Origin of the sequence: Mesobacillus campisalis (assembly GCF_000986785.1) — a bacterium.
Classification (GTDB): domain Bacteria; phylum Bacillota; class Bacilli; order Bacillales; family Cytobacillaceae; genus Mesobacillus_B; species Mesobacillus_B campisalis.
Genome location: NZ_LAYY01000003.1, coordinates 135,947 through 148,749, shown reverse-complemented (window position 1 = coordinate 148,749; position 12,803 = coordinate 135,947). Strand labels below are relative to the sequence as shown.

Sequence of the window (12,803 nt, the reverse complement as noted above, 5' to 3'; positions counted from 1 at the left end):
CCTCGTGGGGCGTTTTTGCTTATGGCTTCAAAATGACCTTAATCACATTGTCTTCATGATCGTTAAATACCTGATAGGCTTTACTAGCCTGGTCGAGCGGAACTTTGTGGGTGATGATGTCGGTTGGATCAATATCGCCATTCACAACATATTCGTACATCTTTGACATCAGGTTGACGGCAGGGGCCTGTCCCATTTTCACGGTGATATTACGCTCAAAAATGTCTCCAAGCGGGAACATATTGTAAACCGACCCATATACTCCTGTAAGCTGGATGGTACCAAATTTCCGAACAGCTTCCTTCCCAATCTTAATGGCACTTATAGTGCCTCCCTGAAGCTTCAGCTTTTGCTGGACCTTTTCCGCCACTGATTTTTCCCCGTCCATGCCGACGCAGTCGATCACGACGTCCGCACCGCCACGGGTAATTTCACGAAGATAGGATCCCATATTATCATATTCGTCAAAATTATAGGTTTCCACATTATTGGTCCGTTTTGCATGCTCAAGACGGTATGGGACATTGTCAACCGCGATCACCCGCTTGGCGCCCTTCAGCCATGCGAATTTTTGGGTCATCAAACCGACAGGACCACAGCCAAGTACGACAACGGTATCGCCTGGCTTTACACCGGCATTCTCGACACTCCAATAGGATGTCGGCAGAACATCAGAGATGAACAGCAACGATTCATCAGGAAGTTCGGCTGATTCCGGAATCTTCAGAGGCATGAAGTTTCCATAAGGGACCCTTAGCAGTTCAGCCTGTCCTCCAGGATAGTTTCCATAACGCTCTGTAAAGCCAAGGTAGCCGCCGGAATCGACCATATCGTTCGGGTTTGAATTATCACACTGGCTCCCCATATCGTGCTCACAATAGAAACACTGGCCGCATCCTACTGTAAAAGGAATAACCACGCGGTCGCCTTTCTTCACTTTGGTCACTTCGGAACCCACATGCTCAACAATCCCCATTGGCTCATGGCCGATCACATACCCAGGATGTGTTGGAAGAGCTCCCTGGTAGATATGCAGGTCGGATCCGCAAATGGCCGTAGAGGTAACCCTGATGATAATATCATCGTTTTTTTCAATCTTCGGGTCTTCGACATTTTTTACCTGTATGTCCTTTGCGCCTTGAAAAGTTACTGCCTTCACATAGTTCCCTCCTTAGAATGTAAGTGTTTTTCTATTACCCTTAATTTCTTTATGTATGTTTGTAAAAAAGAGGATTTATATTTTTATGAGAATAAAAGGAAGAGGAAAGTGACAAAGCAGCGTTTTCATTTTAAGATTAAAAGAAAAGGCAAGGGGGCGGGAGCATGCAAGTAAGGGTGTTTGCGAATCTTCGCGAAATTTGCGGCGGTGTCCAGGTAGAGGTCATACCTGATGGCGACACGGTCATGGATATTCTGAATAAAATGGTCGAAATGTTTCCGGATATCGAAGAGGAAATATTCACGGCGGAAAAAAGGCTGAAACCGTTTGTCCATGTGTATGTGAATGGCAAGAACATTATCCACATGGAGGACCTGCAGACGAGGGTGAATGAGAGTGACCAGTTTGCCCTGTTTCCGCCGGTGGCAGGGGGCTAAAGATGGTGAGTCGTGAACTGGAGTTCCGCGGAATCAATCTCAGCCATCTCGGCATGTATTTCCAGGAGCTCGGAGGAGAACAAGTCACAGAAAGGCTGCCACTTATTTATGAAGGGGAAGGATGGCGCGGAGAGATTATCGCGGAGGAGGAAATCTCTTTTACACCGGCATTTAAGGTGAATGCCGTCCAAATCCGCTTCAAGGCGGAAAATGAGGACATGCTGGAGGAACTCATTGTAAAATATCGCTACAAAACAACGCGGATTGGCGGGTAAACCAAAAATTCAGCGGGTTCAGTTTTGACTAGCAGAGAGTCTGTTATTCTTTGTTGATTTTTCGTGAAGCCAGAAATTCATAGGCGGAGAAATTCCGGTTAATGCATATGGAAGGGGCTAAAGAAGCATAAATAAGCGGATATTTTCCGGTTACCCTCTCTAAAAAGGACTAAATATAAGGGAATTTTTTATTTAAACGGAAAAACTCCCCTTATATTACGGGAAATGATGGTATTTCCTAATTTAAGCGGAATTTTTCCGTTTATGTTTCAAACTCAGTAGAATCAACGGTCCATTTCTAAAAAGCACAAAAAACTGCTTGGAAGCCACATGGCTCCAAGCAGTTTTGCTGCTCCAATTTACGTGCTTATCACTTGATTCTATAAAAATAACCCAGTTTTTTCTATTCAAAAACTTATACCTGTTCAGGAGCACCTGTTTCTTCAGCAAGAATGCCAAGCTCCCGCAGCTTTTCGGCTGGTACCACTCCATCTTTCCAGCCGCGGACCTGGTAGTATTCTTCCAGCATAATATCCATGCGGCTGACGGATCCGGCACTGTTTCCGCTTGCAGGCTCTTCGGTGAAGCGCTTCGGCAGGAAATCGTCCTCGCGTTTGTCGAAGCCGGCAAGGTTATTGTAGTAGCGCTCAAGATTGTAAATCCGCTCTCCGGCAAGCATGACATCCTCAGCTGTCATCGGAATGCCTGTCATTGCGCTGTATTGCTCGGCATAATGCTCAGCATTTTCCGAGAAGGAGGAGAACTTACAGATGTCCATGGAATCACCGAATGCAAGCATATCCTGGAATATTTTCAGAAGCTCGCCTTTGCCTTCCGGCTTCAGGCGGTCAGTCGGCTCCGGAATGCCGGCGATTTCACTTGCTACCGTGTAGCCTCGCAAATGGCATGCACCGCGGTTGCTTGTCGCATAGCCAAGTCCGATTCCCTGAATTCCGCGAGGGTCATAGGCAGGGATGGACTGGCCTTTGACCGACATGGAAAGCTCAGGTGCGCCCCACTCGGCCGTTGCACGTGCCGGGCCTTCGGCAAGGATGCCGCCAAAGCCTTCACGGTGGGCAATCTTGCGCGTCAGCTCGACCATTGCCTCGGCATCGCCCCAGTTCAGTTCTTCGGAAATGATTCCTTTTTCATAAGCTTCCATTGACACCGAGAACGCGTGGCCAAGTTCGATCGTATCCAATCCATATTCATTGCAGCGGTCGATCAGGTAGGCGATGGCTTCTGCATCACTCAGCATGCAGTTGGAGCCCAGCGACCAGGAAGATTCGAACTCAAAGCTTTCAACCCGCGTCTTGTACTGTCCGTCTTTTACTTCAACTTCAATTTTGCATCCAACCGGACAGGCATGGCATGTATTATTAGCAACAAGAAGATGCTTGTTGACATATTCGCCGCTGTGCTTCTCAGCCTGGTCCCAATGAGTGTACTGGGAGTTTTTCGTTGGCAGTGCACCGACTTCATTGATCAGGTTGGTGAGGACATTGGTTCCGTATACGGACAGTCCGCCTTTGTTGGGAGCCGTCAGCCCGCCTTCAAGTATCGCTTTTACAGCTTTTTTGTTGGCCTGTGTATATTCGTCCTTCAGCTTTGGAACGGGCATGTTTCCTTTTTGCGCTGCTTTGATGACCACGGCCTTCAGCTTTTTGTGGCCGGCCACAGCGGCAGTTCCGCCGCGTCCTGCCGCACGGTCATGTTCATTGATGAAAGCGGCAAAGCGGACGGTGTTTTCGCCTGCCTGGCCAATCGTGATAACGCTCAGATTTTCTTCGCCATGCTCATCCTTCATGAGCTGAACCGTTTCCCTTGTTCCTTTGCCCCAAAGATGGGAAGCGTCGCGCAACTCGGCCTGGCCGCCTTCGATGTAGAGATAGACGGGCTTGTCGCTCTTACCTTTAACAATGACATTATCGACCCCCGCCCACTTCAGGCGTGCCGCCGTCCAACCGCCAATATGGGAATCAGTCGCCGTGTGTGTCAGCGGGGATTTCGTGACAACGGCCATCCGCCCGCTCATGGAACTGCGGGAGCCGGTGACAGGGCCTGTCATGAAACATAAAATATTTTCTTCCGAAAATGGCTCAACTTCCGGTCCGTTATCCAATAGGTATTTAACCCCAAGCCCGCGGGCGCCAATATACTTTCTGGCATCTGCTTCGTTGATTTCCCTGTAATCAACTGTGCCGCTTGTCAAATCGACGACAACTTCCTTGTTCATGAAACCGCCAAGATTCATCGTTTTTCGCCACCTCTTTCATTTTGGATAAAATGCTCTCATCTTTAATAAATTAGCTGTCGCACCCTAAAATTCCTTTAATTTTTTTAATACTCGAAATAATTTTTTGTTTTTTTTATAATTTAATAGAAAAGAGGGGATGTCCGTGAAAGAAATGGAGCGTTATTCACGTCAGATTCTGTTTAAACCGATTGGGGAAGAAGGGCAAAAAAAACTTCTGGACAGCAGGGCGGCTGTGGTGGGCATGGGGGCGCTTGGGACTGTCATCGCCAACCACCTTATTCGCTCAGGAGTAGGATTTGTAAGAGTGATTGACAGGGACCTTGTGGAGCTGTCGAACCTGCAGCGCCAGTCGCTCTATGATGAGGAGGATGCGGCAGGGCACTTGCCAAAAGTAATTGCGGCGGAGAGGAAGTTGAGGAAAATCAATTCAACAGTAAAAATCGATCCTGTCATTGCTGACCTCAATTTGGACAATGCAGAAGAATTATTGTCAGGCTTCGATGTGATTATCGATGGAACGGACAATTTTTCGACACGTTACTTGATCAATGATGTTGCAGTCAAATTAGGAATTCCCTGGGTGTATGGAGGCGCTGTGTCATCCAGGGGCATGTTTGCTGTCATTATACCCGGGAAGACGCCGTGCTATCGATGTTTGTTTCCTGAGGTTCCCGCAGGCCTTGGCGAAACCTGCGATACGATTGGTGTTTTGTCGCCGATTACGGATATTATCGGCTCCTTTGAGGCCATCGAGGCATTGAAGCTGCTGGTTGGTGCCGATCATAATCCGAATTTGGAGCAAATGGATATCTGGTATCCGTCTTCCATGCAGATGGATATTTCAGGGGGCAGGAATCCGGAGTGTCCAGCCTGCGTGCACCATCAGTTTGAGTTTCTTGACCGTTCTTCAAGCCGGCAGACTGTCTACGCCGTGCTTTGCGGACGCGATACGGTTCAAATCAATCCCCGCCAGGTTGAAACGTTTGATTTGGAGAACTTGGCCAAAAAGTTGAAGAGCAGCGGCAAGGTGATGGCTAATCCATTTTTGCTCCGTTTTGCGCCGGACGATAAGGTGACGATGGTCTTTTTTAAGGACGGCCGTCTGCTCGTTCATGGGGTGGAAGATGTGGTCGAGGCGAAGAATTATTATGCACGGTATTCGGGTAATTAGCCTCTGCCTTCAGTCTGAAGTGGTGAGTTTATTTCCATTTAATTAGGGGAAATTAGTGTAGAACAATCCAAGGACAGGAGGATTCACAATGGCTGATAAAGATACTTCCCAAGTTAATATTCAACCAGGCCAGAACTCCAAAGAGCGCCGCCGCATCGAGAACACAATCAGCAGCATGGATACAGAAGCTGATGAAGCGAATAGGCAGATCCAGGACGATTTTTACGGCGACGGCGGGAATGTTAGCAACTCACCGATTTATGGCGGGAATAACACACCTGCAATAAAAGTCAATAAAGATAAAGAATAGTTCTTCAGTATATAGACATGAAAGGTTCGGAATGATGACATTCCGAACCTTTTTTGATTAATCCGTTTTATCGTTCTGGTCCTTGTTTCTTTTATTCCCCTTGCTGTTGTCTCCAGTTGCTGGCCCGTCGAGTGTTTCGGCCATCTGGTGCCCGGCCTGGGGAGAATTTTGGTTTCGGCTGCCTTTGTTGAATTTTTTAGTCATACGAAGCCTCCTCTAGTTTTTATCGTCCTTATTTTGCCTAGAGGGAGGCGTTTTATTTGTACCTTAAGCAAAAAAAAGAGGCTGGCATCAGCCAGCCTATGGATAAGGGAGGTTTTGCCCAGCAAAACCAGTTGTTAAAAAAGGGAAGTTTGTAAAACATTTAAAGCCAAGAGCATTTCACTTTGAACATCATCGAAAATCGGGAGTCCTTGAAGTTTGCCGATTTTCAGCCAGGGATTTTTCCGGATCCCTATTAATAACAGATACAGTGTTAGAATGTGAAACAGCTTGCCAGCGCAGAATTGCCAATTTGTCCTTATTCGCCAACGTTCTGCTGTCTTCTTGTCTTTATAATAATAAGTAGGTATGAGGATGGTATGAAGAAGTTATGTGGAAGTTGTGAAGATTGATTTTGGGTAGAAGGAGAGAGGGCGATGAGCCAAAAAATTCTGCTGGTGGATGACGAGCGAATGATAACAGAAGTGCTGGAGGCTTATTTGCGGAAGGATGGCTTTGAGGTTGTGACTTCGGATAATGGTGTCGATGCCTTGAGAAAGGCCGACAGCGTGAAACCGGATTTGATTGTGCTCGATTTGATGCTTCCGGACATATCGGGCGAGGATATCTGCAGGCTGCTTCGCAAGGAATCCGATGTGCCAATCCTGATGCTGACAGCGAAATCGGGGGAAGAAGAAAAAATAAGCGGAATCATGATGGGAGCCGATGACTATGTAACCAAGCCGTTCTCTCCGCGGGAGGTCATCGTCAGGATCCAGGCGATTTTAAGGCGTTCAAAAAGGGCCGCTCCTGCTGTACAGACGAATCAGCTAAGCTTTAATAACCATGAACTGGTGATTGATCTGTATAAAAAAGAGGTTGCCGCACATGGAAATTCCATCAGTGTGACTCCGATTGAATACAGGCTTCTGTCCAATATGGCGAAAAATCCCGGCCGCGTGTACAGCCGGATGGATTTGCTGGATAAGATCCAGGAGGACGGATTTGCCTATGAAGGCTATGAACGCAGCATTGACACTCATATCAAGAACCTGCGGAAGAAAATCGAGTGTGATGCCCGGGAACCGAAATATATCCTGACGGTTTTTGGCATGGGCTATAAGTTTGGAGGAGCCCCGGATGCTGAAAACGCTGCGTTCTAAAATCCTTTTTTACCTATTGCTTGTGTCCCTGACGGGTATCATGGCTGTCAGTTTTAGTCTCCAATGGGGATTTGAAGCGAGCTTCAACCATTATATCAATGAAAACAGGACCCAAAGAGTCAGCCAGCTTGTGAATGCATTAAAGCTGGAATACAAGGAGCGCGGTGCTTTTACAGGGGAACGGGTATCACAGCTTTTTTATGAACAGGCAATGACAGACAGCCTGTATTATAAGCTGTATACCCCAAATGAAATTCTGCTGATGGATTCCACCTCGATAAGAGGAATCATGGAAGGGCTGGGAATGAGGAATAATCCTTACCTGGAAGACAGCTGGCTGACGGCCACGGAGCCGATCAAGCTTGAAGGCCGGACGCTCGCCGTCTTAAAGGTCTATTATCCAAAAGGGTTTATCGACAGTGAATATGTGTTCCTTCAGACAATAAAAAAGTACCTGCTTACTGCTGTTGCCGTAACAGTCCTTTTGGCGCTGTTCTTCAGCATGCTGTTTTCCAAGCGGCTCACGGCCGGCCTGAACAGCCTGTCTGTGGCAGTCGAGGAGCTGACAAAACGGAAAAAAGGTGTCAGGGTTCCGCTCGACGACCTGTCGCTGGAGATGAAGCGCCTGGGCATCGCTTTTAATGACCTTTCAATGTCGCTTGAAAAAGAGGAGCGTCTGCGCAAGGAATTCACCGGAGATCTGGCCCATGAGCTTCGCACGCCGCTTGCCACATTGCGAAGCCAGATTGAGGCCTTCCAGGATGGAATCTGGGAGCCGACTCCCGAGCGGCTGAAACAGAGCCATAACGAAATGATGCGGCTGGTCAGGCTGGTGAATGAACTTGAGAAATTGCTGGCGGCCGAAAATCCGCAAATCAGGCTTGATAAAATCGAACTTGAGGCAGGGGAGCTGCTGGGGTCCATGAAGGAATTGCTTTTCCCTGTTTTCAGGGAAAAGGACGTCGAGCTGGAGGTGGTTCCGCCCAGCTCGCCGATGGTGTTTCACGGAGACCGTGACAAAATTGTCCAGATCCTCACCAATGTGATCAATAATGCTTTAAAATACAGCCCTGAAAAACGGAAGGTGAGAGTTTCCGCCGTCCAGGAGGGGAGGATGGCCGGTTTCCTGGTTGAAGATGAGGGCATTGGCATAGCCGAAAAGGATTTGCCGCATATTTTTGAGCGTTTTTACCGCGGCGATAAATCCCGTGACCGCAAAACAGGCGGAGTCGGCATCGGCCTGTCCATCGTTAAGGCACTTGTCGAGGCGCATAAAGGAAGTATCCACGTGGAAAGTGAAATCGGCAAGGGAACCACTTTCAAAATATTATTTCCAGCCAGTGCATGAGAGAGCTGCTTTATAGCAGCTCATTTACATAATAGACCCGTCCGTTTTCGACATCTCCATCCAAAAGCAGCCTGACGAGGGCTTCGCCGACTTCACCGGGGGATTTCAGCATGTTTTTCTCTTTATACTCACGGAACTTGCCAATTTCAATAAAGGCGTCCTGAGTGGAGGAACGGATTGTTTCCTGCATGCCTGTATCCATTATTCCCGGGCTGTAGGCAATGATTTTCGATGTGCTTTGGCGGTTATTGAGCTCAAGGGCTGCTGTCCGGGTGAACATGTTGATGGCCGCCTTCGTGCTGCAGTACATGCTCCAGCCATGGACCGGCCGCTCTGCCGCTCCTGAAGTGACATTGGCAATGTAAAGTTGGCTGCCAGTTTCCTCCGCTTTTTTCAGGAACAGATTGCAGATTAGCACAGGGGCGGCCAGGTTTACCTGGATGTTATCGAGTATGGCCGTTTCCTCAAGGGCACCTGCGAGATCAATGGGTTCAATAACACCTGCATTGTTGACCAGGTAAACTGTCTCTGGCTCCCTGTTGAACAATGCCGCAGCTATTTCGTTAAAAACATTGGAGACATCCGATACTGAGCTCAGGTCGCATGGATAAAACTCGTACTGTACCCCGGCATTTGCTGCTGCCTGTCTAAATTCCTGATTTTCAGTGCGGGAAACAGCAATCAGATTGATTTTTTTATCAAGCATCTTTTTGGCAATGCCCTCCCCGAGCCCCTTGGACGCCCCCGTAACGATTCCATACTTCATAATCATTCCTCCCGCTATTTTTAATTTTTGCTTCTTTCATTGAAACATGATTATAGGAAAAAGAAAATGGTATAGCAAAAACCACAATGGCTATGCCAGTGTGGCTCTTCCCTCAGGACAGCAGTTCGCTCCACTCTCCAATAAAGCCGGCAGCGGCTTCGTTGGGGGAGGATAGCACTTCTGCTGTTGGTCCGGATTGCTTGATCTCTCCATCCATTAAAATAATCAAACGCTGTGTGAAGTATTTGATCTCAACCAGGTCATGGCTGATAAAGACGGTAGTTGTCTTTGTGTTTTCCACTACCTGTTTCATGTCCTTCAAAAGCTGGACTTTTGTTGGGAAATCAAGGGCTGAAAAGGGCTCATCGAGAAACAGCACTTCAGGTTCCAAAATCATCGCCCTGGCGAGGTTGACTCGCTGCGCCTCTCCTCCTGATAGATGATAAGCATGCTTTTTGGAAAGGTGGCTGATTTTAAATACTTCCAGCCAGTAGGCGACCTTCTCCTTAATCTCCTTGCGGGACCGGTTCCGCAGCTTCAAACCGATGGCAATATTGTGGTAAACACTCGTGTCAAGCAGCAGGGACTGCTGCAGGGCAACAGCGAACTTCCGCCTTACTTCAAGTGCGAGAACGTCTCCAACTTCCTGGCCCTGGAAAAAGACCGAACCCCTTCCCGGGGGAGCCAGCAGAGCCAGTGTCTTCAATAGCGTGCTTTTTCCCGCTCCGTTCGGTCCCATTACTCCAAGGACCTCTCCTTGGCGAAGTTCGAACCGGGGCACTGATAAAATAGGCTTGTCCCCGGCTTTTATCTCGATATTTTCGATTGTAATCAAGGAGGTCATTGAGATCGCTTCCTTTGCTGTAGATAAGTAAGGCAGAAGGTAATCAAAAAGGCAATTGTCATCAAAATAAAGCTAAGCGCCAAAGCGATATCAAAGTTCCCCTTTGATACTTCCATAACGATGGAAGTTGTCAAAATCCTTGTCTCGCCGCTGATATTGCCGCCAACCATCATGGCCGCCCCGACTTCGGCAATCACCCTGCCAAAGCCGGCAATGATCCCTGCGAGTATGGCAAGACGGCTTTCTTTCAGTAAAATCAATACCAGTTGAATCTTTGTGGCCCCGAGCGCCTTGATTTGCATGATCAGCTTTTCATTGATCTGCTGGAACGCCGTTGCTGTCAAGCCGGTGACGATCGGCAGGGAGACAAGCGTTTGGGCAATGATGATGGCTGTGGGAGTATAAAGCAGTTCGAAATCGCTGAGCGGTCCTGATCGCCATAGCAAAAGTGTGATCCACAAGCCAGCGACCACTGGCGGCAGGCCCATGCCGATATTGATCAAGGTCAGGATCAGCTTGCGGCCTGGAAATTTTATCAGCCCGAGCATCATTCCGGCAGGGAGGCCGATCAGGGTACTGATCATGATGGCCGTCAATGATACTTTCAGTGTTCTCCATGTAATCTCCAGGATAACAGGGTCACCAGAGAGAATCATTTCAATCGCTTTCCGCAGTCCTTGCAGTAATAATTCCATGGCATTCAGGCTTTCTCTTTATTTTATGTTCTACTAGTCAACAACTCTATTCAAATAGGAAAAACAGCGGTTCTCCGTATTCTTCCACACCGAAATCGGCAATGGTCTTCTTCGTATCTTCAGCAATCATAAATTCCACAAATGCTTTTGCTCCGTCTTTTTTCACTTTTTCATGCTTTTCAGCATTTACTTCCATTACATGGTAGATATTTAGAAGGCTTTCGTCTCCTTCGACCATGATCTCAAAGTCACCCAAATTGTCTTTTTGGGCAAGATAGGTTGCCCGGTCCGTCAGGATATATCCTTTTTTCTCGGCAGCCACCTGGAGGCTGCTGCCCATTCCCTGTCCTGTTTCAACATAGCTTCCATTTTCTGCTGGATCCAGATTGGCTTCCTTCCACAAGGCCAGCTCTTTCTTATGGGTGCCGGAATCATCGCCTCTGGAAACAAACGTTGCCTTTGCGTCAAAAGCCTTAGTTAACGCCTCTGCTACGGCAGCATCCTTGATGCCAGCCGGGTCATCGGCAGGTCCGACAATGATAAAATCATTATACATAATTTTCTGGCGGTTTACGACATCCTCGCTGTCAACCAGTTCCTGCTCTGCATCAGGTGCGTGGACCAGAAGGGCATCGGCTTCTCCCCGTGAGCCCATTTCCAGGGCTTGTCCCGTGCCGACAGCAACGGTCTTAACATTATAGGGCTGCTGTTCCTCAAACATCGGAATCAAAACATCCAGCAGACCGCTGTCCTGGGTGCTTGTTGTTGTCGCAAGAATGATATCAGTGCGTTCGACTTCTCCACTTTCCTTTGGTTCATCCTTTGTGGCATCATTGCCGGTTGAGCTGGAGCAGGCGGCCATAAGGGCGACCAGCATGATCAGCATAATGGCAAATGCCCTTTTGATTTTAAACATCTCCGGTTTGTCCTCCTTTTAATGGGTAAGAATGATTGCTCCAAGTTCCCTGGCGTCATAGCCTTCAAGTTTTTGAACGCTTTCTTTAAACGTCGTAACATGAATGAGCTCAAGCAAGTGTGTCAAGGCAGTGCTGTTTTGCTCAGTTTGGCGAAAGACCAGATCGAATTTTTCGTGTGTGATCGGAATGAAATCCAACCCGAGCTGAAGTGCAGCATGTTTTATTCCAAAAGCCGCATGTGCAGAACCCCGCGCAATGTGCGAGGCGGCCCCCAGGTGGGTCCACTCTTCCATTTCGTACCCTTTGACCAATTCCGGGCTGATCTTGCTTTCGGCAAGATAGGAGTCAAGCAGGAACCTGGTCCCGGAACCTTTCTGCCGGTTCACCACCGTTACATCTTTTCGGGAAAAGTCATCAATTCCTCTAATGTTTTTGGGATTTCCTTTTGCGACAATCAAGCCTTGTTCCCGTGAAGCCAGCCGGATGACCGTAATCGGTTCGTGGATGAAAAGCTGGCGGATAAATGGCAGATTGTACTCCTGGGAGGCGGGGTCAAGCAAATGGATGGCCGCGATATCGGCACTTCCCCTGTAGAGCATCATCAAGCCTTCTAGACTGCCAATATAGCTTGGCTGTATTCCCAGTCCGGCCGCTTGGCCGGCTGCATATTTCACAAGGTGTTCCACGAGGAAATCATGGCTTCCCGCAAGCCGAAGAGTATAATTTGTTCTGTTTTCGGTGGGAGGTGTCCGGATTCCGCTGGCTGGCGGGGCTGCTGAATTCGCTTTGTACCTTTCCATCTCTGCATGTTCAATCCGCATTTTGTTGCCAACTTTAAAGGCATTCAACTCTCCCCGTTTGATTAGTTCATAGACGGTATGTTTTGAAATCTTGAACATGGCTGCAATTTCATCTGGTGTATATGTAAGGTCGTGCATGGTTTTTCACCTCCCCGTTCACTCTAATAACAGAATAACTGAAAACTTGCTTAAAAGGTGTGACATTTGTTAAATTTTGTTCAGTTTCGTTAAGTCTTGTTAAGTTTTGTTTATAAATCCGACGAAATTTGAGATATCAACTTTTGAGCAGGTTGCTGTATTTCAATGTCAGTATCGTGGTAAAATTGTAATACCCCTAAGGGAAAGGAAAGTGAAAATGAAGATTACAGATAAGGCACACGGTATGCTTGAAGAAATTCTCGCAGAGCGCCAGGCGGCGGGAATCCGCATCTTTTTTGCAGGCTATGGCTGAGGAGGCCCT

At 47.9% G+C, this 12,803-nt stretch carries 14 protein-coding genes; 6 read left to right on the top strand and 8 right to left on the bottom strand.

Annotation, left to right across the window (positions count from 1 at the left end):
• Nucleotides 1-19: 19 nt before the first annotated feature.
• Nucleotides 20-1,159, bottom strand: coding sequence for a zinc-dependent alcohol dehydrogenase (locus WQ57_RS03945; protein WP_046522423.1), 1,140 nt, complete (start codon nucleotides 1,157-1,159; stop codon nucleotides 20-22).
• Between the two features lie 164 nt (nucleotides 1,160-1,323).
• On the opposite strand from WQ57_RS03945, the gene WQ57_RS03940 reads away from it, so the two are divergent.
• The gene (locus WQ57_RS03940) at nucleotides 1,324-1,596 is read left to right on the top strand and encodes a ubiquitin-like small modifier protein 1 (RefSeq protein ID WP_046522422.1); all 273 of its coding nucleotides are present in this window, start codon (nucleotides 1,324-1,326) and stop codon (nucleotides 1,594-1,596) included.
• Between the two features lie 2 nt (nucleotides 1,597-1,598).
• Nucleotides 1,599-1,871 (top strand): MoaD-like domain-containing protein, encoded by a 273-nt coding sequence (locus tag WQ57_RS03935; protein ID WP_046522421.1) that lies wholly within the window; start codon nucleotides 1,599-1,601, stop codon nucleotides 1,869-1,871.
• Nucleotides 1,872-2,286: 415 nt separating this feature from the next.
• On the opposite strand, the gene WQ57_RS03930 is transcribed toward WQ57_RS03935, so the two are convergent.
• The gene (locus tag WQ57_RS03930; protein ID WP_046522420.1) at nucleotides 2,287-4,125 is read right to left on the bottom strand and encodes an aldehyde ferredoxin oxidoreductase family protein; all 1,839 of its coding nucleotides are present in this window, start codon (nucleotides 4,123-4,125) and stop codon (nucleotides 2,287-2,289) included.
• Nucleotides 4,126-4,264: 139 nt separating this feature from the next.
• On the opposite strand from WQ57_RS03930, the gene WQ57_RS03925 reads away from it, so the two are divergent.
• Both WQ57_RS03925 and WQ57_RS03920 read left to right on the top strand, forming a co-directional pair.
• Nucleotides 4,265-5,299, top strand: coding sequence for a ThiF family adenylyltransferase (locus tag WQ57_RS03925; RefSeq protein ID WP_064537332.1), 1,035 nt, complete (start codon nucleotides 4,265-4,267; stop codon nucleotides 5,297-5,299).
• Between the two features lie 88 nt (nucleotides 5,300-5,387).
• On the top strand, nucleotides 5,388-5,609 hold the full coding sequence (locus tag WQ57_RS03920) for a hypothetical protein (protein WP_046522419.1): 222 nt from the start codon (nucleotides 5,388-5,390) through the stop codon (nucleotides 5,607-5,609).
• Between the two features lie 57 nt (nucleotides 5,610-5,666).
• On the opposite strand, the gene WQ57_RS26940 is transcribed toward WQ57_RS03920, so the two are convergent.
• Nucleotides 5,667-5,813, bottom strand: a complete 147-nt coding sequence (locus WQ57_RS26940; RefSeq protein ID WP_173427529.1) for a hypothetical protein — start codon at nucleotides 5,811-5,813, stop codon at nucleotides 5,667-5,669.
• Between the two features lie 434 nt (nucleotides 5,814-6,247).
• On the opposite strand from WQ57_RS26940, the gene WQ57_RS03915 reads away from it, so the two are divergent.
• On the top strand, nucleotides 6,248-6,973 hold the full coding sequence (locus WQ57_RS03915; protein ID WP_046522418.1) for a response regulator transcription factor: 726 nt from the start codon (nucleotides 6,248-6,250) through the stop codon (nucleotides 6,971-6,973).
• Nucleotides 6,951-8,321 (top strand): sensor histidine kinase, encoded by a 1,371-nt coding sequence (locus tag WQ57_RS03910; protein ID WP_046522417.1) that lies wholly within the window; start codon nucleotides 6,951-6,953, stop codon nucleotides 8,319-8,321. Before WQ57_RS03915 ends, WQ57_RS03910 begins: the two co-directional genes overlap by 23 nt.
• Nucleotides 8,322-8,331: 10 nt before the next feature.
• Here the strand turns inward: WQ57_RS03910 and WQ57_RS03905 are convergent, their stop codons facing one another.
• The 5 genes from WQ57_RS03905 to WQ57_RS03885 form a co-directional block, all read right to left on the bottom strand.
• The gene (locus WQ57_RS03905) at nucleotides 8,332-9,087 is read right to left on the bottom strand and encodes a (S)-benzoin forming benzil reductase (protein ID WP_046522416.1); all 756 of its coding nucleotides are present in this window, start codon (nucleotides 9,085-9,087) and stop codon (nucleotides 8,332-8,334) included.
• A 112-nt stretch (nucleotides 9,088-9,199) separates the two neighbouring features.
• Nucleotides 9,200-9,931 carry an ATP-binding cassette domain-containing protein gene (locus tag WQ57_RS03900; RefSeq protein ID WP_046522415.1) on the bottom strand — a complete coding sequence of 244 codons (732 nt, stop codon included), beginning with the start codon at nucleotides 9,929-9,931 and terminating at the stop codon, nucleotides 9,200-9,202.
• Entirely contained in the window at nucleotides 9,928-10,626 is a 699-nt protein-coding gene (locus tag WQ57_RS03895) for an ABC transporter permease (protein ID WP_046522414.1), read from the bottom strand. Before WQ57_RS03895 ends, WQ57_RS03900 begins: the two co-directional genes overlap by 4 nt.
• Nucleotides 10,627-10,672: 46 nt before the next feature.
• Nucleotides 10,673-11,542: an ABC transporter substrate-binding protein gene (locus WQ57_RS03890; protein ID WP_046522413.1), complete on the bottom strand. Its 870-nt coding sequence runs from the start codon at nucleotides 11,540-11,542 to the stop codon at nucleotides 10,673-10,675.
• Between the two features lie 18 nt (nucleotides 11,543-11,560).
• On the bottom strand, nucleotides 11,561-12,481 hold the full coding sequence (locus WQ57_RS03885) for a substrate-binding domain-containing protein (protein WP_046522412.1): 921 nt from the start codon (nucleotides 12,479-12,481) through the stop codon (nucleotides 11,561-11,563).
• Nucleotides 12,482-12,803 lie beyond the last annotated feature (322 nt).